20 protein-coding genes and 1 pseudogene are annotated in these 22,521 nt (G+C 66.1%); 19 read left to right on the top strand and 2 right to left on the bottom strand.

Annotated elements, in window-relative coordinates:
- The 4 genes from ACGI6K_RS08825 to ACGI6K_RS08810 all read left to right on the top strand — a co-directional run bounded on the left by ACGI6K_RS08825 (position 1) and on the right by ACGI6K_RS08810 (position 1,765).
- The gene (locus tag ACGI6K_RS08825) at positions 1-342 is read left to right on the top strand and encodes a DMT family protein (RefSeq protein ID WP_376946630.1); all 342 of its coding nucleotides are present in this window, start codon (positions 1-3) and stop codon (positions 340-342) included.
- A gap of 127 nt (positions 343-469) precedes the next feature.
- A complete protein-coding gene (locus tag ACGI6K_RS08820) occupies positions 470-1,027 on the top strand; it encodes an exonuclease domain-containing protein (RefSeq protein WP_376946633.1) in 558 nt (185 codons plus the stop codon).
- A gap of 60 nt (positions 1,028-1,087) precedes the next feature.
- Positions 1,088-1,369, top strand: coding sequence for a pyrimidine/purine nucleoside phosphorylase (locus ACGI6K_RS08815; protein WP_376946636.1), 282 nt, complete (start codon positions 1,088-1,090; stop codon positions 1,367-1,369).
- Between the two features lie 105 nt (positions 1,370-1,474).
- Positions 1,475-1,765, top strand: a complete 291-nt coding sequence (locus tag ACGI6K_RS08810; RefSeq protein ID WP_377968512.1) for a PA1571 family protein — start codon at positions 1,475-1,477, stop codon at positions 1,763-1,765.
- On the opposite strand, the gene ACGI6K_RS08805 is transcribed toward ACGI6K_RS08810, so the two are convergent.
- Positions 1,762-2,505: a DUF3410 domain-containing protein gene (locus ACGI6K_RS08805; RefSeq protein ID WP_394543952.1), complete on the bottom strand. Its 744-nt coding sequence runs from the start codon at positions 2,503-2,505 to the stop codon at positions 1,762-1,764. The genes ACGI6K_RS08810 and ACGI6K_RS08805 overlap by 4 nt on opposite strands.
- Positions 2,447-2,905, bottom strand: a pseudogene (locus tag ACGI6K_RS08800) (hypothetical protein); the annotation flags it as partial. The gene ACGI6K_RS08805 and the pseudogene ACGI6K_RS08800, both read right to left, overlap by 59 nt.
- Positions 2,906-3,204: 299 nt before the next feature.
- On the opposite strand from ACGI6K_RS08800, the gene ACGI6K_RS08795 reads away from it, so the two are divergent.
- From ACGI6K_RS08795 to ACGI6K_RS08725, 15 genes are all read left to right on the top strand, one after another.
- Positions 3,205-4,584, top strand: coding sequence for an MATE family efflux transporter (locus tag ACGI6K_RS08795; RefSeq protein ID WP_376946645.1), 1,380 nt, complete (start codon positions 3,205-3,207; stop codon positions 4,582-4,584).
- A 775-nt stretch (positions 4,585-5,359) separates the two neighbouring features.
- The gene (locus tag ACGI6K_RS08790) at positions 5,360-5,806 is read left to right on the top strand and encodes a low molecular weight protein-tyrosine-phosphatase (RefSeq protein WP_376946648.1); all 447 of its coding nucleotides are present in this window, start codon (positions 5,360-5,362) and stop codon (positions 5,804-5,806) included.
- A gap of 32 nt (positions 5,807-5,838) precedes the next feature.
- Positions 5,839-8,043 carry a polysaccharide biosynthesis tyrosine autokinase gene (locus ACGI6K_RS08785; protein WP_376946651.1) on the top strand — a complete coding sequence of 735 codons (2,205 nt, stop codon included), beginning with the start codon at positions 5,839-5,841 and terminating at the stop codon, positions 8,041-8,043.
- Positions 8,044-8,097: 54 nt separating this feature from the next.
- A complete protein-coding gene (tviB, locus tag ACGI6K_RS08780; RefSeq protein WP_376946653.1) occupies positions 8,098-9,375 on the top strand; it encodes a Vi polysaccharide biosynthesis UDP-N-acetylglucosamine C-6 dehydrogenase TviB in 1,278 nt (425 codons plus the stop codon).
- The gene (locus tag ACGI6K_RS08775; protein WP_376946656.1) at positions 9,372-10,475 is read left to right on the top strand and encodes an NAD-dependent epimerase/dehydratase family protein; all 1,104 of its coding nucleotides are present in this window, start codon (positions 9,372-9,374) and stop codon (positions 10,473-10,475) included. The genes tviB and ACGI6K_RS08775 overlap by 4 nt, the downstream gene beginning before the upstream one ends.
- A 262-nt stretch (positions 10,476-10,737) precedes the next feature.
- Complete coding sequence (locus ACGI6K_RS08770) at positions 10,738-12,579, top strand: ABC transporter ATP-binding protein (RefSeq protein ID WP_376946658.1); 1,842 nt, start codon at positions 10,738-10,740, stop codon at positions 12,577-12,579.
- Positions 12,576-13,541, top strand: a complete 966-nt coding sequence (locus tag ACGI6K_RS08765; protein WP_376946661.1) for a phosphoribosyltransferase family protein — start codon at positions 12,576-12,578, stop codon at positions 13,539-13,541. Before ACGI6K_RS08770 ends, ACGI6K_RS08765 begins: the two co-directional genes overlap by 4 nt.
- Positions 13,542-13,778: 237 nt before the next feature.
- On the top strand, positions 13,779-14,591 hold the full coding sequence (locus tag ACGI6K_RS08760; protein WP_376946664.1) for an ATP-grasp fold amidoligase family protein: 813 nt from the start codon (positions 13,779-13,781) through the stop codon (positions 14,589-14,591).
- Positions 14,588-15,910, top strand: coding sequence for a UDP-glucose dehydrogenase family protein (locus tag ACGI6K_RS08755; protein WP_376946667.1), 1,323 nt, complete (start codon positions 14,588-14,590; stop codon positions 15,908-15,910). Before ACGI6K_RS08760 ends, ACGI6K_RS08755 begins: the two co-directional genes overlap by 4 nt.
- A gap of 30 nt (positions 15,911-15,940) precedes the next feature.
- Positions 15,941-16,819 (top strand): glycosyltransferase family 2 protein, encoded by an 879-nt coding sequence (locus ACGI6K_RS08750; RefSeq protein WP_376946670.1) that lies wholly within the window; start codon positions 15,941-15,943, stop codon positions 16,817-16,819.
- Between the two features lie 160 nt (positions 16,820-16,979).
- On the top strand, positions 16,980-17,957 hold the full coding sequence (locus tag ACGI6K_RS08745) for a glycosyltransferase family 2 protein (RefSeq protein ID WP_376946673.1): 978 nt from the start codon (positions 16,980-16,982) through the stop codon (positions 17,955-17,957).
- Positions 17,954-19,090, top strand: a complete 1,137-nt coding sequence (locus tag ACGI6K_RS08740) for a glycosyltransferase (RefSeq protein WP_376946676.1) — start codon at positions 17,954-17,956, stop codon at positions 19,088-19,090. Before ACGI6K_RS08745 ends, ACGI6K_RS08740 begins: the two co-directional genes overlap by 4 nt.
- Complete coding sequence (locus ACGI6K_RS08735) at positions 19,059-20,189, top strand: glycosyltransferase (RefSeq protein ID WP_376946679.1); 1,131 nt, start codon at positions 19,059-19,061, stop codon at positions 20,187-20,189. The genes ACGI6K_RS08740 and ACGI6K_RS08735 overlap by 32 nt, the downstream gene beginning before the upstream one ends.
- Positions 20,186-21,436 (top strand): glycosyltransferase family 4 protein, encoded by a 1,251-nt coding sequence (locus ACGI6K_RS08730; protein ID WP_376946682.1) that lies wholly within the window; start codon positions 20,186-20,188, stop codon positions 21,434-21,436. Before ACGI6K_RS08735 ends, ACGI6K_RS08730 begins: the two co-directional genes overlap by 4 nt.
- Positions 21,433-22,518 carry a glycosyltransferase family 4 protein gene (locus ACGI6K_RS08725; protein ID WP_376946685.1) on the top strand — a complete coding sequence of 362 codons (1,086 nt, stop codon included), beginning with the start codon at positions 21,433-21,435 and terminating at the stop codon, positions 22,516-22,518. Before ACGI6K_RS08730 ends, ACGI6K_RS08725 begins: the two co-directional genes overlap by 4 nt.
- Positions 22,519-22,521: the final 3 nt, after the last annotated feature.

Below are 22,521 nucleotides of genomic sequence, written 5' to 3'. Positions count from 1 at the left end.
ATGCCAATCTGGGTGCAAACCGCACTGCTGCTCAGCCTTTCGAACATCTTCATGACCTTCGCCTGGTACGGCCATCTTCGCACTCTCAACAGCAAGCCCTGGGCCATTGCCGCCCTCCTCAGTTGGGGAATCGCACTGTTCGAATACCTGATCATGGTTCCGGCCAACCGCATCGGCTACACCGAACTCAACGTCGGCCAGTTGAAGATCATGCAGGAAGTGATCACCCTGATGGTCTTCGTTCCATTCAGCGTGCTGTTCATGCACCAGCCCCTCAAGCTCGACTATCTATGGGCCGGACTCTGCCTGCTGGGCGCGGTGTATTTCATCTTCCGTAGCTGAGCGCCTTCGCGACAGCCAGCTCCCGACCACATCTCATCGGCGGGTGTGGATCCGGAGAGGGTTTACACTGATAGCACTGTCCGCCAGCGAGTCTGGCATCCCCCTGCACGAAGCCCTGGAGCTGCCCATGGACAAGTGGTTGGTAATCGATCTAGAAGCCACGACGGACGAGGGTGGCTGGCCGGTGGCGGACATGGAAATCATCGAGATCGGCGCCAGCCTGGTGGACAGGGACGGCCACGAACTGGATCACTTCAAGCGCTTCGTACGTCCCTTGCGTCGTCCTCTCCTGACCCTCTTCTGCCAGGAACTCACACACATAGCCCAGTCCGACATCGATTCCGCCACCCCGCTGCCCGTGGTCTGGGAGCAGTTCGAGCACTGGCTTGCTCCTTATCGTCCACGCCTGGCGGGCTGGACCAGTTGGGGCGACTACGATCGCCGGCAACTGGAGCAGGAATGGCGCCGCCACGGCCTCGCCAGCAGCCTGATAGCCCTTTCCCACGTCAACCTGAAACAGCACTTCGCCGATACTCGCCAGTTGAAGCGCCCGGTCGGTCTGCGGACTGCGTTGCAACTCGCCGGCATGAGCTTTCAGGGACAACAGCATCGGGCGCTGGAGGATGCGCGCAACACCGCCCGCCTGCTGCCGCTGACGGCCATGCCCGACGCTCAAAACGGATGACGCGGTAGAATGCCTTATGCATACTTGCGGGTCTTTTTTCAGCCCTCCCGAGGACTCAGCATGTTCAAGGTCAACGAATACTTCGACGGTACCGTCAAATCCATCGCCTTCGGCACCAGCCAGGGGCCGGCCACCATTGGCGTGATGGCGCCGGGCGAATACGAATTCGGCACCAGCCAACTGGAAATCATGCACGTGATCGCCGGCGCCCTGACCGTGAAGCTGCCAGATAGCGAGCAATGGGAAACCTTCGAAGCCGGCAGCCAGTTCACCGTTCCCGCCAACAGCAAGTTCCAGTTGAAAGTCGCCACGGATACCGCCTACCTCTGCGAGTACCGCTGATTGGAGCGGTGTCCCTGGAGCACCTGCCGGCGATCCGGGGACCGGGCGAAACCGCGACGATGCCCCGTCGCTCCTCCATCCTCCTTTTGCAACTCATCCGCCTTTATGCACGACAGGCCGACCAGCCCCTTTCCGCACCGTCCCGGGCGACTAGACTGCAGAGCACAGCTCATCAGCCGAGGGAGGCCGATCATCATGTGTCCGTGCAAACACCGTCCCCAGCGCCATACCGCCCTCCTGCGTTCCCGCCAGCCCAGCGGCGGAGCCGTCATCAATGAACAAGGGCGGGAAATTCCCATTACCGAGGGCATGATCCAGAAGGCCTGCCGACTTCTCGACAAGACTTGGGCAGCGGCTGCGCGCCAGGCTCCCGTCGACGGCCACAAGGCAGACTAGACCAGCTCGGCCCCCAGCGCCCGCACCAGTTGCCGCAGGCGCGGCGCCTCGCCACTCAGCCTCACGCGCAGGCCGTCGATCTCCCGGCGCAGCGGATAGTGCTTGCGCAGGGTGTCGAAGGCGCTGCGCCTGGTCTGCTCATCGCCTTCCAGGGACCGGCGGAAATCGGCATCGTCCCGGCGCGGGTCGTATACGGCCCGGCACAGGGTCGCCAGCGCCCAGGCCGGATCAGCTCCACCGTCGAGCCCCAGTTCGTGCAGCCAGGGCTGCGGCAGCAGTTCGTCGAGCAGCATGCTAGGCGGCATCCCCAACTGTTCGCAGAAGACCCGATAGACCTGCGCCGTACCACGCAGCTTGCCATCCAGGCTATAGCCAGCAATATGCGGCGTGGCGATATGACAGAGTTCGGCCAGGGCGACATCCACCAGCGGCTCGCCTTCCCAGACGTCCAGTACCGCCTGCAGGTCGGCACGGCCGGCGAGTGCCTCGCGCAGCGCCCGGTTGTCCACCACCGCGCCGCGACTGGCGTTGATCAGCCAGGTACCCGGCCGCAGCCGCGCCAATTGCTCGCGACCGAGCAGGTGCCGAGTCGGATGCGCACCCTCGCGGGTCAGCGGCGTATGCAGGCTCAGCACGTCGCACTCGCGCAACAGGGTGGGCAGGTCGACGAAATCGCCCCGCTCCAGCGCCTGGCGCGGCGGATCGCAGATCAGTACGCGCCAGCCCAGCCCGCGCAGCACCTCGACCAGCCGCCCGCCAACCTGACCAGCCCCGATCACCCCATAGCAGCGGGAAGCGAGAATCGACACCCTGCCGTTCGGCCAGGCTCAACAGGCTGCCCAGCACGTAATCGACTACGCCGCGGGCGTTGCAGCCCGGAGCACTAGCCCAGGCGATCCCGCGCCGGCGCAGATAGTCGAGGTCCAGATGATCCGTGCCTATGGTGCAAGTGCCGACGAAGCGAATCCGGCTACCCTCCAGCAGAGCGGCATCGACCCGGGTCACCGAGCGCACCAGCAGCACTTCGGCATCCTCCAGCGAACCGGATACGATGGCGCGACCGGGCAGTTGGCGGATCTCGCCGAAGGCGGAAAAGAAGGCATGGACCAGAGGAATGTTTTCGTCGGCGAGGATGCGCATGGCGGACTCCTTTCAGGGGTGTCCATTTTAGAGCCTGTCATCAATTGTTTCCCGCGTTGCAACGGAGCCTGTTTTGGCACAGGGCGAGGCGCGAGCAGAGAAGTTTGGTCATTCCAAACAAACGACGAGCAACGCCGCGCTGTGTCAAAACAGGCGCGTCCCTTCGGGTGGAGCCGCCTAGGTTGCGTCGGGCTCCGGCGTGAGTCGCATCGAACAGCCGAATGCCGCCATGTGGTGTTTGACAGGCAATCGGCAAGACTTAGACTACCCGCCCCTCCGTTCCGCCCGGCGATACCTACATGCCACCCGAACCGCGCCTGCGGCGGTTGCGCCGTGAACTGCGCGCGCTCGCCGACCTCGCCCTGCCGATCGTCGTCGCGCAACTGGCGCAGATCGCCATGGGTTTTGTCGATACCCTGATGGCTGGCCGGGTCGGACCCGAAGCCCTCGCCGCGGTCGCCCTCGGCAACTCGTTCTGGGTACCCGCCTATCTGCTGAGCACCGGCATCCTGCTGGCCACCACGCCCAGGGTGGCGCACCTGCGCGGTGCCGGCCGGCAGCCGGAAATCGGCCCGCTGGTCCGCCAGGCGCTCTGGCTGGCCCTGGCGGTCGGCAGCGCCGCCGCACTGCTGTTGTGGAACGTCGAGCCGGCCCTGCACCTGATGCGGGTCGAAGCCAGCCTGATCGAACCGGCCATGGGCTATCTGCGTGCAGTCGCCTGCGGTATGCCGGCCGTGGCCCTGTACTACGTGCTGCGCTGCTTCAGCGACGGACTCGGACATACCCGGCCGAGCATGCTGATCGGCATCGCCGGACTGCTGCTAAATATCCCGGCCAACTACGTTTTCATCCACGGCAAGCTCGGCTTGCCGGCCATGGGCGGAGTCGGCTGCGGCTGGGCGACCGCTCTGGTGATGGTCTTCATGCTGCTGGCCATGCTGTTCTGGGTGAAGCATGCCCCCCACTACCGGCCCAGCCGGCTGTTCGAGCGCTTCGATCGTCCCCGCTGGCCGGAACTGCGCCGCCTGCTGGCCGTCGGCCTGCCGATCGGCGTGGCGGTGTTCGCCGAAGCGAGTATCTTCTCGGTGATCGCCTTGCTGATCGGTAGCCTGGGCGCCCAGGTGGTCGCCGGGCACCAGATCGCCCTGAACTTCTCCGGCCTGGTGTTCATGGTTCCCTACTCCCTGGGCATGGCGGTCACCATTCGCGTCGGCCATGCCCTGGGTCGTGGCAGTCCCCACGACGCCCGCTTCAGCACCGGCACGGGGATAATCGCAGCGCTCGGCTTCGCCACCCTCGCCGCCGGCCTCATGCTGCTGCTGCGCGAGCGGATTCCCCACATCTACAGCAGCGACCCGGCGGTGATCGCCATCGCTAGCGGCCTGCTCCTCTATTCCGCGCTCTTCCAGTTCTCCGACGCCATCCAGGTGACCGCCGCCGGTGCCCTGCGCGGCTACCAGGATACCCGCGCGATCATGTCGATCACCCTGCTCGCCTACTGGGGAGTCGGCCTGCCGGTCGGTTACGGCCTCGGCTTGGGCGGCTGGCTCGGCGAGTCCAGCGGCCCGCGCGGACTCTGGCAGGGCATGGTGATCGGCCTGAGCTGCGCCGCCCTCCTGCTAGGCGCACGCCTAATCCGCAGTGCACGCCGGCACATTCACGGACCCGCCGCGACTTGAACTGGCCTTCCGCACGCTCCAGCGCCCGTATCGGCATCACCCGCTCATCGCGCTGACTCCGGTCGTCGGCGACCTCGTTCAAGATGTCGGTAAAACGTTTCGTTCGCGGCCGAGGCGGACAAAGCTTTTCGCCGACGAAAGTGCACTTAATTTAAATAACCACGGAAAACCAACCGGCGACTTGAGCGGACCGCAGCGTAATAACGGAAAGCTTCATCTTCTTATCTCCGAAAAGCGACCGCCTATCGGTTGAAGGATGAACATGACAATCCTATAAAAAACCCTGGACTAAGCTTTGCCACTTCTGCATGGATTACTTCGTTGCGGTTCGGCAAAGTAACATTAACTCGCTAGCAGCAATCGAAGGGGAATGACCATAGCGAAGCCATAAACATAAAAACATGGAAATCCACGAAGTACCCTGCTGTTGTTCGCACGGTGGATCAAGAGTGCCGAGCAAGCATTCCGGCGATGAACACGACCGAAAGACCGGACGCCAACCCGTACGAGGCGGTGTACAGGCGGTTCGTACGTCCCGAAATAGCTGTTTGCTCGTCTTCAGGAGGCCGACGCCAAATCCTGGGGCGGTAGCGTACCCGAACGGGAAAGAACGCCAGCATACATATCGCAAAACTACGAAAACATCGTTTCGCTCGTTTCGGAAAGTTTCGATGACTGACAATGGAAAGTCCGCCTCGGACTTCAACTGAAGCATCTGCAATTGTCGACACCGATTCTTCCATAGTCTGCCGCCCTAACTCTGGAAGCATACAAAGTGCTCGAACGGATATTGATCGTTTGCATCGGCAACATATGCCGAAGCCCCAGTGCCCAGACATTAATGAGCGAAGCACTATCTTGCGACAAGCGAACCGTGAGAATCGATTCCGCCGGTCTGGCGGCTCGGGTCGGCCTGCCGATGGAGCCCACCGCCCGCGCGGTACTGCTCGAACACCGGCACCGTCCACCGGCACACCGGGCCTGCCAATTGGAGCGTGGCATGCTGCAACAGGCCGATCTGGTGCTGGTCATGGAGCGCCAACACCGTGACAGCATCTACCGGATCGCCCCCGAGGCGCGCGGCAAAACCTTCCTGCTGGGCAAATGGCAGGACGAAGCGGAAATCCAGGACCCCTTCCGCCAGGATCGGACGGCCTTCGAACAGACCTACCGACAGATTCGCACGGCCGTCGAGGCATGGACCGTGCACCTGAGCCATTGACTGCCGGAGCGCCTCCTCCAGGGAACTTCCCCATGCACCCCACTTCCATATCCAGCCGGCAAGATCCCGAGGAAGCCGGCATCGACCTGCGCAAGTTGCTCGGCGCCCTGCTCGACCACAAGTGGCCGATCCTCGGCCTGACCCTCCTGTTCTTCCTGGGCGGCACCCTCTACGGCCTGTTCGCCACACCGATCTACCGCACCAGCGCTCTGGTCCAGATCGAGAAGAAAAGCGGCACCGTCCCAGGACTGGAGATGGGGGACTTCACCCAGGCCTCCAGCGCCAGAACGGAAATCGAACTGATCCGCTCGCGCAGCCTGATCGGCCAGGCGGTCGACAACCTGCACCTCGACGTCCAAGCCACGCCCCAACGCTTTTTGCTGCTCGGCGACTACCTGGCCCGCCGCTACCGGGGCCAGGAGCCCGCGCCGCCTCTGCTCGGTCTACGGGAATACGCTTGGGGTGGCGAGAACATCGACATCCTGCGCTTCGAGGTCGAGCCGAGCCGGATCGGCAAGGCCTTCCTGCTCCTCGCCGGGGAAGACGGCGCCTTCACCCTCGAGGAAAGCGAGGGCGAGCCACTGCTGCAGGGACGGGTCGGCGAAGCCATCGAACGGAACGGCATCCGCCTGCAGATCCGCGAACTGCAGGCCCGGCCGGGTACCCGCTTCACCCTGAGAAAGGCGAGCCGTTCGAGCACCGTGCGCAGTTACCGGAACGCCTTGCAGCTCACCGAACTGGGCACCGACACCGGCCTGATCACCGTGGCCATGGAACACCCCGCCCCCAAGCACGCCAGCCGGGTGGTGGACGAGATCGGCCGCCTGTTCGTCCGCCAGAATATCGAACGCATGTCCGCCGAAGCCAACGGCAGCCTGGAGTTCGTCCGCAGCCAGTTACCTGAAGTGCGACGCGAACTGGACCAGGCAGAAGGTGCCCTGAACGACTACCGCAAGCGACACGGCTCCGTCGATATCGCCATGGAAACCGGCACCGTGCTCAGCCAGGCCGTTGACCTGGAAACGCGCATCTCGGAACTAAGGATGCAGCAGGCCGAACTCGACCGCCGCTTCACCCCCGAGCACCCGGCTTACAAGACTTTGCTGCTGCAGATCCAGGGCCTGACCCAGCGCAAGAACGAAATCGCCAGAAAGGTGCAGAGCCTGCCGGAAACTCAGCAGGAACTCCTGCGCCTGTCGCGCGACGTGCAGGTCGGCACCACCATCTACACCCAATTGCTGAACAAGGCCCAGGAACTGGATCTGGTCCGCGCCAGCACCATCGGCAACGTGCGCATCGTCGATCCGGCGGTCATCGACGGCGGTCCGGTCGCCCCGAACAAGAGCCTCATCCAGGTGCTCGCCACCCTGGCCGGAGCGCTGCTGGCGATCGGCTTCGTGCTGCTGCGCCGCTTACTCGATCCGGGCCTGGAGACCCCGGAAGCCATTGAACAACTGGGCCTGCCGGTGTACGCGGCGGTGCCCTTCAGCGCCCACCAGGTCCATCCCAAAGTCCGCCGCCGCCTGCCGGCCGGCGATTCCACCACCTCGCCGCTGCTCGCCCTCAGCCACCCGAACGATCCGGCTGTGGAAGCCCTGCGCAGCCTGCGAACCAGCCTGCACTTCATCATGCTGGGCGCCCAGGACAACCGCCTAGTGATTTCCGGTCCCGGCCCGCAGGCGGGCAAGAGCTTCATCTGCGCCAACCTGGCCGCCATCGTCGCCCAAGCCGGCAAGCGCGTGCTGCTGATCGACGTGGACATGCGCAAGGGCCACCTGCACAAGCTGCTCGGCATGCCGGCAAGCCCAGGGCTGGCGGAGCTGCTCGGCGGGCACTGCACGCTCGCCGACGCGCTCCACCCGACGCCGCTCGAAGGTCTGTTCCTGCTGCCACGGGGCCAGCTCCCGCCGAATCCCTCGGAGCTGCTGATGCGCCCCGAGTTAGCGACCACCCTCGAACAGGCCAGCGCGCACCACGACCTGGTCATCCTCGACACCCCGCCGCTGCTGGCCGTCACCGACGCCGCCATCGTCGGCCGGCAGGCGGCCACCACGCTGATCGTGACCCGCTTCGGCGTGAGCTCCGCCCACGAGATCGAGATGACCGTCAGGCGCTTCGCGCAGAGCGGCATCGAAATCAAGGGCGCCATCCTCAATGGTCTGGAAAAGCGCGCCGCCACCTACGGCTACGGCCACGCCGCTTACCACCACTACGAGTACAAGTCGGACAACGCCTGAGCCGTTACCGGACCGGGAGCCCCTTCCACCTAGCCGATCGTTACAGGCATCGCCATGCATACTCTGGAAGACTTGAAACTCGCCATCATCGGACTCGGTTACGTCGGCCTGCCGCTCGCGGTCGAATTCGGCAAGCGCCGGCCGGTCGTCGGCTTCGACATCGACCATGCGCGCATCCTTGCCCTCGAGGCCGGGCACGACCGGACCCTGGAAGTCGACGACCACGAATTGCGGGAAGCGCGCCAGCTCCGCTACAGCGCCGATATCGCCAGCCTAGCCGACTGCAACTTCTACATCGTCACGGTACCGACGCCGATCGACTCGCACAAAAAACCCGACCTGCTTCCCCTGATCCGCGCCTCGGAAACCATCGGCCAGGTACTGAAGCGCGGCGACATCGTCGTCTACGAGTCCACCGTCTATCCCGGCGCCACCGAGGAAGGCTGCGTTCCGGTGCTCGAACGGGTTTCCGGCCTGGCGTTCAACCGCGACTTTTACGCCGGCTACAGCCCGGAACGGATCAACCCCGGCGACCGCGAGCACCGTATCACCGGCATCCGCAAGATCACCTCCGGCTCCACCCCCGAGGTAGCCGAACTGGTCGATGCGCTGTACCGGGAAATCATCGCTGCCGGCACCTACAAGGCGGACAGCATCCGCATCGCCGAGGCGGCCAAGGTGATCGAGAACACCCAGCGCGACCTCAACATCGCCCTGGTCAACGAACTGGCGGTGATCTTCAACCGCATGGGCATCGACACCGAAGCGGTGCTGCAGGCGGCCGGCACCAAATGGAACTTCCTGCCGTTCCGCCCCGGCCTGGTCGGCGGCCACTGCATCGGCGTCGATCCCTACTACCTGACCCACAAGGCCGAGGCCATCGGCTACCACCCGGAAATCATCCTCGCCGGCCGGCGCCTGAACGACGGCATGGGCAGCTACGTGGTGTCCCAACTGATCAAGGCCATGCTCAGGCGGCGCATCCAGATCGACGGCGCCCGCGCCCTGGTCATGGGTCTGACCTTCAAGGAAAACTGCCCGGACCTGCGCAACACGCGTGTCTTCGACATCATCCAGGAATTGCGCCAGTACAACATTTCGGTCGATGTCTACGACCCCTGGGTCGACGCCGAGGAGGCCCAGCGGGCCTACGACATTAGGCCGCTGGACTCACCGCTGGACAGCGCCTACGACGGCATCATCCTCGCTGTCGCCCACCACCAGTTCCGCAGCATGGGCGCACCGGGCATCCGCCGTTTCGGCAAGCCCGGCCACGTCCTCTACGACCTTAAGTACCTGCTCAAGCCCGACGAAGCGGATCTGCGCCTATGACACGCTACCAACGCCTGCTCCACGACCTGCCGCAAACGCCCGCCACCTGGCTGATCACCGGGGTGGCCGGATTCATCGGCTCCAACCTGCTGGAAACCCTGCTTGGACTCGACCAGTGGGTGGTGGGCCTGGACAACTTCTCCACCGGCCACCCGCACAATCTGGAAGAGGTCCGCCAAAGGACTTCCGCGCCGCGCTGGGCCAGGTTCCAGCTCATCCGCGGCGATATCCGCGAGTTGCACGACTGCCGCCAGGCGATGACCTTCGCGGCGGTCGTGCCGGGCTGCCAGCCCCGGCCGGTCGAGCACGTCCTCCACCAGGCGGCCCTCGGCTCGGTGCCGCGCTCGCTGGAAGACCCCATCGCCACCAACGCCAGCAATGTCGACGGCTTCCTCAACATCCTGGTGGCCGCCCGCGATGCCGGGGTCAAGAGCTTCACCTATGCCGCCAGCAGCGCCGCCTACGGCGACCACCCCGGTCTGCCGAAGACCGAGGACAGCATCGGTCGACCGCTCTCTCCCTATGCGGTGAGCAAGTACGTCAACGAACTGTATGCCGACGCCTTCGCCCGCAACTATGGGCTGCACAGCATCGGTCTGCGTTACTTCAACGTCTTCGGCAAGCATCAGGACCCGGAGGGCGCCTATGCCGCGGTGATCCCAAAATGGATCACGGCGATGCTGCGCGACGAGGAGGTGTTCATCGACGGCGACGGCAGCACCAGCCGCGACTTCTGCCACGTCGACAATGCCGTGCAGGCCAACCTGCTCGCCGCCTGCGCCGAAGCCCGCGCGCGCAACCAGGTCTACAACATCGCCGTCGGCGAACGCAGCACGCTCCAGCAGTTGTTCCAGGCGTTGCGCCAGAGCCTGGCGAAAAACGGCGTGCGCTACGACCGGGCGCCGCTCCATCGCGATTTCCGTCCGGGAGACGTGCGCCATTCCCTGGCGGACATTGGCAAGGCGCGGCGCCTGCTGGGCTACCTCCCGCAATACGACCTGCGGACCGGCATCGCCCAGGCGATGCCCTGGTACATCGCCCGGAACCCGACGTCGGTATCTTCGCCGTCCGCGCCGACGCAATTCGCCGCGCAACGGTGAAGACCCGTACTCGGGGTAGTCGCATGGAATGTCCGTTTGATATCGGACTGGAAAGGTTGTGTACCTGGTCGTTCCGGCGTGGTCTTCGGGTCCAGTGCATCGGCTGCTTGCCAAGGGGCCGAAACAGGGACTATCCGGCTACTCGGCAAGCAGCCATGCCAAAGCTCACACAACCTTTCCCGTCCGATACCAAACGGGCACTCCACACGACTCCCCCGATCCCTTGCCATCAGCCACCGACCATCCGAACGAGCCCTTGCCCATGCGCAATACCGCCCCTTCGCTGAACCGCATCCTCGGCAGTCTCCATGCCCATCTGTCCAGGCGCCGGCGCGCACAGGTGCTCGCCCTGATCCTGCTCATGCTGGCGGGTATCGTGGCCGAGCTGGCGACTTTCGGCGCCATCGTCCCCCTGCTCACGCTCCTGGCCAATCCGCAGAAGGCGCTCGACTATCCGTTTCTGCAGCAACTGTTCAACCTGTTCGGCTGGCGGAGCGAGAACATTCTCCTGCCCGCCACGGTGCTGTTCGGCGTGATCGCGGTGCTCGCCGCCTGCGTCCGCATACTGCTGATCTGGGCCGGCAACAAGACCAGCTACGGCATCGGCTACGACCTGGGCGTCGAGGTCTACCGGCGCACCCTGTTGCAGCCCTACCGCTACCATGTGGCGCGCAACACCAGCCAGATCATCGCCGGCATGGGCAAGGTCCAGAGCGTGGTCAGCGGCCTGCTGATGCCGCTGCTCAACACCCTAATCGCTATCCTGATGACTTCGGCGATCTTCACCGCCCTGATCCTGATCGACCCGCTGGTCGCCTGCGCCGCCGGCGTGCTGTTCAGCTTGCTGTACCTGCTGATCAGCCTGGGCACCCGGCGCAAGCTGCGGCAGAACGGCTGGATCATCGCCCAGGCGCACAACGTGCGGGTCCAGGCCATCCAGGAAGGACTCGGCGGCATCCGCGACATCCTGATCGACGGCACCCAGGAGCTTTACGTCAAACGCTTTCGCAAGGTCGACGCCGACCTGCGCAAAGCGCAGGTCGTCAATTCCTTTCTCGGCACGGCGCCGCGCTATTTGATCGAAGCCATCGGCATGCTTTCCATCTCCGTGCTGGCCTACACGCTGAGCCGCCGCGAAGGCGGCTTGAGCGCTGCCCTGCCGGTGCTCGGCGCCCTGGCCATCGGCGCGCAACGCCTGCTGCCGCAGATGCAGCAGATCTACCAGGGCTGGTCGACCATCATGGGCAACCGGGGCAACATCGAAGACGTCCTGGAACTGCTCGAACAGCCGATTCCGCCCGAATACCAAAAACGCCTCCCGACGCAGCCGATGGCCTTCGAACGGAGCATCGAGCTGCGCGACATCGGCTTCCGCTACGCCAGCGACGGGCCGGAAGTGCTCCACCAACTGAACCTGGAAATCGCTAAGGGCAGCCGCGTCGGTTTCGTCGGCAAGACCGGCAGCGGCAAGAGCACCACTCTGGATCTGCTCATGGGCCTGCTGGAACCGGTCGGCGGCACCATCCTCATCGACGGCGTCGCGCTGACCCCGGCCAACCGACGCGATTGGCAGGCGCACATCGCTCATGTGCCGCAGAGCATCTACCTGGCCGACGCCTCGATCGCCGAGAACATCGCCTTCGGCGTCGAACGGCGCCATCTGGACCGGGAGCGCCTGCGCGAAGCCGCGCGCAAGGCGCACATCGCCGAGTTCATCGAGGGTCTGACGGAACAGTACGAGACCCGGATCGGCGAACGCGGCGTACGCCTGTCCGGCGGCCAACGCCAGCGCATCGGCATCGCCCGGGCGCTCTACAAGCGGGCCGACGTGCTGATCTTCGACGAAGCCACCAGCGCCCTGGACAGCGCCACCGAAAGCGCCGTGATGGAAGCCATCCGCGACCTCGGGCCGGAGCTGACCGTACTGATCATCGCCCACCGCACCTCGACCCTGAGCGATTGCGACTGCATCTACGAACTCACCGGCGGCCGCCTGCTGCACGGCGCAAGCCATCCTCAAATCCACCGCGCGCGCGCCTCGCCGCAGACGGAACCGCCCGCGACCGGCAAGACGCATTCGATGCAGGGCGAGCGATCTCCATGAACTTCATTTCTTACGCCGCACTCAGCGACGACATCCGCGGCAACCTGCACAGGCTGCACGACAGGCGGATCGACCTGGTGGTCGGCATTCCGCGCAGCGGCATGATTCCCGCCTACATGATCGCCCTGTACCTGAACCTGGGCTGCCTCGACCTGGAATCGTTCTGCCGCAACGAAAGCCCCGCCAACGGCGGCACGCGCAGCCCCGGCAAGCCCCTGGCGCGGGCCTGGGACGCGCAAACTGTGCTGCTGGTGGACGACAGCATCGCTTCGGGCAAGTCCATGCGCGCAGCCGTCGAACGGCTGCCCGAGGCGTTCGCCGGCAAGGTGATCCGCCTGGCCGTCTACTCGTCCTCGATGGCGCCCGCCGAGGTCGATCTCCATTTCAGGCACCTGGGCTGGCCGCGCCTCTTCGAATGGAACATCTACCACCACGGCATCCTGGTCCGCACCTGCATCGACATCGACGGCGTACTGTGCATGGGCCAGACCCCGGAGCAGAACCGGGACCGCGAGCGCTACCTGGACTACCTGTGCAACGCCAAGCCACTGATCCTGCCCTCCGGCAGGGTCCACTCCATCGTCAGCGGCCGGCCGGAGGCGTACCGCCAGGAAACCGAAGCCTGGCTGGAGAAACACGGCATCCGCTACGAGCGGCTGGTCCTGCTCGGCCCGGCGGAACACGAGGACGGCTTCGCCGCCCCATGCGGCCCCGGCAAGTCTGCCTATTACCGGGCAGAGAGCGGGCTGGACCTTTTTCTGGAAGGCGATCCCGACCAGGCGCTCGATATTGCCAGGGCGACGGGCAAGCCGGTGTTCTGCGTCGGCAACAACCGGATCTATCAGAACGGCCCCTGGCGAACCCTTTTCAGGAACCCGCGCTGGCTCCTGCGCAACACCCTCAAGAAGTTCAACCAGTCGATGCCAAGCGCCCTGAAAAGACGGCCGCAGAAGCCGGGTTAGACAAGTTTCCCGATGGAACGAGACGCTTCATGGAGCAACACCCTTCTTTCCACCCTCATCAGTCGATCAGGAATAATGCTCCCTCTCAAGGTTTCCGCCCTTTACAGGAAAATCCAGAAGCTGCTGGATCGGACATTGCCCGAACCGCTCTTCTATCAACGACGCTATTTCCTGCTACACAAAAGATTCTGCAACTTCAGGAAACCCCGGCGCTTTTCCGAAAAGATATTCCACCGGATGCGCTATCCCGCGCCGGTATTTTCCCTCCTGGCGGACAAGGTCCGCGCCAGGGAGTACATAGAGAGAACGATCGGCGCCGAATATCTGGTGCCCTGCTATCTGGTCTGCGAGCGGGTGACGACGCAAACCCTCGAAGGCCTGCCCGACAGCTTTGTGATGAAGGCCAACCACAGCTCGCGGCAGACCCGGATCGTCACCGACAAATCCCATGAGGACCTGGAAGTCCTGGCCCGCATCGCCAACGACTGGTTGAGAAAGGATTTTTCCCGGCAGGCCAGGGAAAAACATTACAGCGACATCCAGCCGAAGATCATTTTCGAGAAAGCCCTGCTCTGCAACGGCAAGCCTCCGGACGATTACAAGTTCAACATCTTCAATGGCGGACCCGGCAGCCGACCCTACGTGTTCATACAAGTCATGCAGGGCCGTTTCGAAAAGAAACTGACGCAGAACCTGTTTCTCGAGGACTGGTCGATCGCCCCCTTCAGCCGGACCCGAAAAGACCCTAGCGACGACCCGCGACTATCGGCCAGCCCAGCGGAACTGCCGCAAATGCTCGACATCGCGAAAAGGCTGTCGGCCCCCTTCGGTTACCTGCGGGTGGACTGCTACCGGCACGACGGAAAGATCTATGTCGGCGAACTGACCATCACCCCCGCCGCCGGCGCCTACCGCTTCCTGCCGCCCGAATGGGATCTGATCCTGGGCAGCAAATTCGGCTGGCCCGAGAAACCGCCGCCGGCTTGGCCATCCGGAAAATTCTTTATCTACCGTAAACCTGAAGCCCAAAAAGCCGAGGATCAACCATGAAAGTCACCGTATTCGGAATAGGTTACGTCGGACTGGTGCAAAGCGCCGTCCTGGCGGAAGTCGGCCACGACGTACTGTGCGTCGATATCGACGAAGAGAAGATCGAACGCCTGCGCCAGGGCCATATTCCCCTCTACGAGCCGGGGCTGGAGACGCTGGTCAGGGAAAACCACGCCGCCGGCCGCCTCAACTTCACCAGCGACGCCGCCGAAGGCGTGAAGCGCGGCGAGGTGCAGTTCATCGCCGTGGGCACCCCCGCCGACGAGGACGGCTCCGCCGACCTGCGCTACGTGCTGGCCGTGGCGGAAACCATCGCCGAGCACATGGAGCGCCACCAGGTCATCGTCGACAAGTCCACCGTCCCGGTGGGCACCGCCGAGCGGGTCGCCGCCCGCGTCGCCGAGACCCTTGTCCGCCGGGGACGCGACGACCTGACCTTCGAGGTGGTCTCCAACCCCGAATTCCTCAAGGAAGGTTCGGCCGTCGCCGACTGCATGCGCCCCGACCGCATCGTCATCGGCACCGGCAGCCGCGATGCCGAGGAAGTGATGCGCGAACTGTACGCGCCCTTCAACCGCAACCACGAAAAGATCATCGTCATGGACACGCACAGCGCCGAGCTGACCAAGTACGCCGCCAACTGCATGCTGGCGACCAAGATCAGCTTCATGAACGAAATCGCCAGCCTGGCGGAAATACTCGGCGCCGATATCGAGATGGTTCGCCGCGGCATCGGCTCCGACCCGCGCATCGGCTACGACTTCATCTACGCCGGCGCCGGCTATGGCGGCTCCTGTTTCCCCAAGGATGTGCAGGCGCTGATCCGCACCGCCGAGAACATCGACTTCGACGCCAAGCTGCTGAAGGCGGTGGCCCAGCGCAACAGGGAACAGAAGACCAGCCTGTACAAGAAGATCAGCCTGCACTTCGAAGGCAACCTGCAGAACAAGACCTTCGCGATCTGGGGACTGAGCTTCAAGCCCAGGACCGACGACATGCGCGAAGCACCCAGCCGCACCCTGATGGAGGCGCTGTGGAAAGCCGGGGCGCGGGTGCAGGCCTACGACCCGGAAGCCATGGTGGAAGCCCAGCGCCTGTACGGCAACCGCACCGACCTGACCCTCTGCGGCACCAAGGAAGCGGCGCTGAAGGATGCCGACGCCCTGGTGATCGTCACCGACTGGCAGGCCTTCAAGGCCCCGGACTTCGAGTACATCAAGCAGCAGCTCCGCCAGCCGCTGATCTTCGACGGCCGCAACCTGTTCGAGCCGACGCGCATGCAGCAAAAAGGCATCGTTTATTACTCGATCGGCCGCTGAGCGGCGAACTCCCCCGACGAGGCACGCGACATGCGCCCGGCTCCGCTGGTCAGCGTCTACATCCCCACTCGCAATCGGCTCGAAAAGCTCGAACGCGCCCTGCGCTCGGTACTCGGCCAGACCTACGCCAACCACGAAATATTGGTCTGCGACGACGCCTCCACGGACGGAACCTTCGAGCGGATCTCGCGGCTGGCGCGCAGCGAGCAGAAGATCCGCTACCTGCGCAACCCCGCCCCGCGTGGCGCCTGCAGCGCGCGCAACCTGGGGATTTTCGCCGCGCGGGGCGAGTTCATCACCGGGCTGGACGACGACGACGAATTCACCCCCGACCGGCTCGAAACCCTGCTCGATGCCTGGGACGACGGCTACGCCTTCGTTTGCAGCAACTTCTGGAGCCAGCGGCCCGGCCAGCGGCTCCGGGCCTACTACCCACTGCAAGCGCAGACCTTCACGCTGCGCCAGTTGCTGCTCAAGAACCTGGCGACCAACCAGGTGCTGACCCGGACCGGGCGCCTGCAGGACATCGGCGGCTTCCGGGAAGACGTCAGGCGCCTGCAGGACTGGGATACCTGGCTGCGCCTCTGCAGCGCCTACGGCGGACGCTTTTACCGGACGCGGACGCCGCTCTACGTCATGCACCACGACCACGCGGCAAAGGCGCAGCGCGTCTCCCGGAGCATCGCCCTGGATGTCGCCCTCGAAGAGCTGTACGAGCGCAACCGGGATCTCTACGACGCCGGATCCCGCCGGCTCCTGCTCTCCCACGCCAGGGAACTGCGGGGCGAGTTTTCCTTGTGGGATCTCTGGCTGAACACGCTGCACCGAAGGAACAGCGGCCCTCTGCGCATCTACCTCCGCCAGCGCCTGCGCAAGCTCGATCCCGCCCTGCGGCCCGGCCCCAAATGAGCGGAATCCGTCCGGGCTTTCCGCGTCCGAGGGCGAGCCGGGGCCAGGGCAATGGCATAAGGCGCCCCCGGTATGGGACTGGAGAGATTGCAACGACGCTCGCCAGCCCGTTCTCGACCCATTCGTAGCTTCACTCGATTGCCCTCGCCGAGGAACCGCCATGAACATCTCCATCGCCATGGCCACCTACAATGGCGGCCGCTACCTGCGCGAACAACTGGACAGCTTCGTCCGCCAGACCCGCCGGCCCGACGAACTGGTGGTTTGCGACGACGGCTCGACCGACGCGACCCTCGACATCCTGGAGAACTTCCAGCGGCAGGCGCCCTTTCCCGTGCTCCTCCAGTGCAACCAGAGAAACCTGGGCTATGTCAGGAACTTCGAGAAGGCGCTGTCTTTGTGCCGGGGCGATATCCTGTTCCTCAGCGACCAGGACGACGTCTGGTTCGACGAGCGGCTGGAGATCGTCGAGCAGGCCTTCCTCGCCCATCCCGAAAAGATGATCGTGCTCAACGACCAGATAATCACCACGGAGAACCTAGAACCCACCGGCCGCAGCAAACTGGGCAACACCCGCGCCCTGGGCTTCGCCGACACCTATTTCATCACCGGCTGCTGCACGGCGATCCGTAGCGCCTGGTTAGAGATCGCCCTGCCGATTCCCGAGGTGGTCGGCCATCACCATATCCCGCACGACATCTGGATCAACAAGCTCGCCGACTTCCTCGACCTGCGCCTGATCGTCGACCGTCCGCTGCAGTTCTACCGCCGGCACGGCAACAACGCCTCGCACAGCGTCTCCAGCACCACCGGCCGGCCGTCCCGGCTGCGGGTGCTGGCCAGCCATGGCCTGAAGGACACCCGCGAGGGCTGGACGACTCAGATCGTCCACGCGAACCTGTACCTCGAACGACTCGAAACGAGTCGGGCGCGCCTCGCGGCGCTGGGCGCCGACCGGCGCCTGGAGGCGGCGCTGGCCCGTCTGCGGGCCAGGATTCCGGCGTTCGAGCGACGCCTGGCGATCGTCGCGCGCCCGCGCTGGCGCCGCTCTCCGGAGCTGCTGCGCTTCTGGCTGGCGGGCGGCTACCGGACCTTCGCCGGCTGGAAAAGCGCGCTCAAGGATATGGTCCGGCCATGAGCGCTTCTCCCCAATCGGTCGTCCACCTGCTCGCCTCGCTGGACTTCGGCGGCGTGGAACGGCGCATGGAGCTGCTGGCCGAGCAGCCCGCCGGCGACATACGGCATCTGTTCTGCGCCATCGGCGGCGGCGGCAATGCCGAACGCCGATTGCAGAGCCTCGGCGCTCCGGTCCGCTGCCTGCACCAGCCGACGGCGATCCCCAGTCCGGCCGCGATCCTCGCGCTCATCCGCCTGCTCCGCCGGCTGCGCCCGACGGTACTGCACGCCCACGGCGCCGAAGCCAACTTCCACGGCCTGATCGCCGCCCGGCTGGCCGGGGTGCCGGTGCGGATCGCCGAGGAGATCGGCATCCCGACGCACAGCGCGCGGGCCCGCCGGGTGTTCCGCCAGCTCTACCGCAGCGCCCACTGCGTGGTCGGCATCTCCGACGCGGTGACCGGCTGGCTGGTCGATAGCGGCGAAGTACCACCGGACAAGGCGATCCGCATCTACAACCCGGTCAAACTGCCAGACCGGCACGATCGGCAAGCAGCACCGGAGGACGAGTTGCGCATCGCCTTCGTCGGCCGTCTCGAAGCGGTCAAAAACCCCCTGGCGCTGGTCGAGGCCGCCGCCCTGCTGCTGGCCCGCGGGATTCCGGTGGAACTCTGGCTGATCGGCGAGGGCCGCGAGCGGCAGCGCCTGGAAGCCCTGGTCCGCGCCCTGGGACTGGACAGGCGCGTGCATCTGCCGGGCTACCAGGCGCATCCCGAGGCGTACGTGCGCCGCTGTCACCTCTATGTCCAGCCCTCGCGCTCCGAAGGCTTCGGCCTGGCGCTGGTCGAAGCCATGGGCTGCGGCCTTCCGGTCGTCGCCACGACGCTGGGCGGCGCGCCGGAGATCGTCGAGTCCGGCGTCACCGGCTGGCTGCTGCCGGAAGCGACCCCGGCCGCCCTCGCCGATGTCCTCGAAGCGGCCTGGCGGCTCGGCCCGCGACGGCTCGAAAGCATGGGCGAACTGGCCCGCGGCGCCGTCGAGGGACGTTTCGAACCGGCCCGCTACAAGGCCCGGCTGGAAACCCTGTACCGACGATTCACCCCGCGAAAGGCCAAAGGCAAGCATGGAAAAGATACGGATTCTGCATTGTCTTGAGACCATCGGCTCCGGCGGCGTCGAACAGCGCCGCCTGACCCTGGCCCGCCGGCTCGACGGCTCGCGCTATCAGCAGTCGCTGGTCTGCACCAAGGCCGTGGGCGCCCTGCCGGCGCGCTTCGCCGAAGCCGGCTGTGCGCTGCACGCGGTCGGGGTGTTCCGCGGCGTGCTGGACCGCGAGCCGTACCGGCGGGCCTTGCGCGTGGTGCGCGAGTACCGTCCGCACATCATCCACGGCGCGGTGTTCGAGGGCGTGTCCATGGCCACGATTCTCGGACGGCTCTCCGGGGTGCCGGTGATCATCGGCGAGGAAACTTCCGACCCGGTCGATCGCCACTGGCGCGCCCACCTGCTCTTTCGTCTGCTCGGCGCGCTGAGCCATCAGATGGTGGCGGTATCCCCCGCCGTCGAGCGCTACCTGCTCGAACGCCTGCACCTGCCGCGCGCCAAGGTCACCCTGATCAACAACGGTGTGGCCGAGCCGGCGCCGCCCGACGAGCGGCAGGTGAGCGCGCTGCGCGAGCGCTTCGAGCTGGCCCCGGAGCACTTCGTGATCGGCACCGTCGGCCGGCTGCTGGACCGCCACAAGCGGGTCAGCGACCTGCTCTACGCGCTGGCCGCGCTGCTCCCGGCCTGCCCGGAGGCGCGCCTGCTGATCGTCGGTCGCGGGCCGGACGAAGGCATGCTGCGCGAACTGGCCGGCCGCCTCGGAATCGCCGCCCAGGTGCGCTTCGCCGGCTACCAGGCCGATCCGCAGCCTTGTTACGCGCTCATGGACGTCTTCGCCTTGGCCTCGGCCATGGAGGCCTTCGGCCTGGTGCTGGTCGAGGCGATGCAGGCCGGCCTGCCGGTGGTGGCGACCCGGGTGGGCGGTATCCCCGGCGTGGTCGACGAGGGCAAGAGCGGCCTGCTGGTGCCGCCCGCCCGGCCGCAGGCGCTCGCCGAAGCCATCCTGGAGCTGCGCCGCGACCCGCTCCGGCGCCGGGCCATGGGCCAGGTCGGACAGGTTCTAGCCAACGCTAAGTTCGGCGCGGAACGCTACGTCCGCGAAGTCGACTGGCTCTATCGGCGTCTCGCCGCGCAGCGCATCGCCTCATGAACATTCTCTTCGTCACCTGGGACGGCCCGCAGGTCACCTACCTGGAAAGCCTATTCCTGCCGATCTTCCAGCGGCTGTCCGGGACAGGACTGCAGTTCCACGTCCTGCAGTTCACCTGGGCCGACGAGTCGCTCATCGAGCGCCGCCGCCAGGCCTGCCGGCGCGCCGGGCTCGCCTACCGGGCGCAGCCGGTGCGGCGCCGGCCGCGCGCTCTCGGCAGCCTACTGAGCGTGCTCGAAGGCGTCCGGCCGATCCGCCGGATGATCGCCGAGCAGCGCATCGACGCGCTGATGCCGCGCAGCACGCTGCCGGCCCTGGCCAGCCTGCTGGCGCTGCGCGGGCACGGCTTGCCGATGATCTTCGACGCCGACGGCCTGCCCCTGGACGAGCGCGTCGAATTCGCCGGCCAGTCGCCGAGCGATCCGGTTCAGCGCCTGCTGCGCAAGGTCGAGGCCGAGGCGGTGCGCCGGGCCGACCGCGTGCTGACCCGTTCGCACCAGGCGGTGGAGATCCTCCTCGCGCGAGGCGGACCGGGCACCGCGCCCGGCAAGTTTCAGGTGGTCGGCAACGGCCGCGACACCGAGCGCTTCGATCCGGGCGACGAGGCCTCGCGCCGGCGCATGCGCGAGAGCCTGGGAGTGGCCGCCGATGCGCCGCTGCTGGTCTATGCCGGCTCGCTCGGCCCGCAATACTGCGCGGAGGAAATGCTCCGCCTGTTCGGATTCGTCCGCCGGCTGCGCGCCGACGCCCGCCTGCTCGTCCTGAGCGGCACCCCGGAGCTGCTGCGCCCGGAGCGCTTCGCCAAGCTGGCGCCAGCGGTGTCCTGCCTGAGCGTGCCGAGCGAGGCGGTGCCCGCCTACCTGGCCTGCGCCGACCTGGGGCTGGCGCTGCGCCGCGGCAGCTTTTCCATGCGCGGCGTGGCGCCGATCAAGCTCGGCGAGTACCTGCTCTGCGGCCTGCCGGTGCTGGCCAGTCCTGGCATCGGCGATACCGATGCCATTGCCGCCGACGGCGGCTTGCTGCTCGCCGGGCTGGCGGACGCCGAGCTGGAGCGGGCGGCTTGCTGGTTCCGCGACCAGGTGCTGACGCGGCGCGACGCCTGGCGCGTGCGCTGCCGGGCGATCGGCATCCGCCACTTTTCCCTGGAAGCCTGCGTCGACACCTATGCGGCGGCCCTGGCGCCCCTGCGGGCGTCCGCCACGGTGCGCCCCTTGCGTGCCAGTCCCTCACACGGAGAGCCGCGATGAAGATCCTCCTGCTCACCCGCTATCCGCGCACGGGCGCCAGCAGCCGGCTGCGCACCCTGCAGTATCTGCCCCACCTGCGCGCCGCCGGCCACGAGGTCCGGGTGCAGAGCCTGTTCGACGAAGCCTGGCTGGAAGGCCTCTACCGGCACGGCCGGCGCCCGCCGGGACGGACCGCCGCGCTCTATCTGCGCCGCCTGGCAGCACTCGCCAGGGCCGCCGACCACGACCTGCTATGGATCGAGAAGGAACTCTTCCCCTACCTGCCCGCCTGGGTCGAAGGCCAGTTGGGCACGCCCTGGATCGTCGACTACGACGATGCGGTGTTCCACAACTACGACTTGGCGCGCAGCCCCCTGGTGCGCCGGCTGCTGGGCAACAAGATCGACGCCGTCATGCGCGGCGCCAGCGGCGTGATCGCCGGCAACCGCTATCTGGCCGAGCGCGCCCGCGCCGCCGGCGCGGCCCGGGTGACGCTCATTCCCACCGTGGTCGACCTCGGCCGCTACCGGCCGCGCATAACGGCGCCGGCCGCGCACCCGGTGATCGGCTGGATCGGCTCGCCCTCCACCCAGAAGTACCTGCTCGACATCCGCGTGCCCCTACAGCAGGCCTGCCACAGCCATGGCGCACGCCTGCTGCTGGTGGGCGCGACGCCGGAAATCCGCGCCGGCCTGTCCGGCATCGAGGTACAGCTCGAACCCTGGAGCGAGGAGCGCGAGGCGGCGCTGATCCGGCGCATGGACATCGGCATCATGCCGCTGCCCGACGGCCCCTGGGAACGCGGCAAATGCGGCTACAAGCTGATCCAGTACATGGCCTGCGGCGTACCGCTGGTGGCTTCGCCGACCGGCGCCAACCGGGAGATCGTGGAGCACAGCGGGGCGGGCCTGCTGGCCGACTCCGCCGACGCCTGGCACGACGCTCTGTCCTGCCTGCTCAGTTCGGCCTCCGAACGGGAACGGCTGGGCCGGGCCGGACGCCAGGCCGTGGAGAGCCGCTACTCACTGCAGCGCCAATTCCCGGTGCTGCTAGAAGCCCTGGGCGCGACGCTGCCGAGCGCCGGCAAAGCCCTGGTCAATTGACGG

Source organism: Azorhizophilus paspali, assembly GCF_043587585.2.
Lineage (GTDB): Bacteria > Pseudomonadota > Gammaproteobacteria > Pseudomonadales > Pseudomonadaceae > Azotobacter > Azotobacter paspali.
The sequence above is the reverse complement of the archived record's forward strand: the minus strand, read 5'-3'. Positions and strand labels throughout refer to the sequence as shown.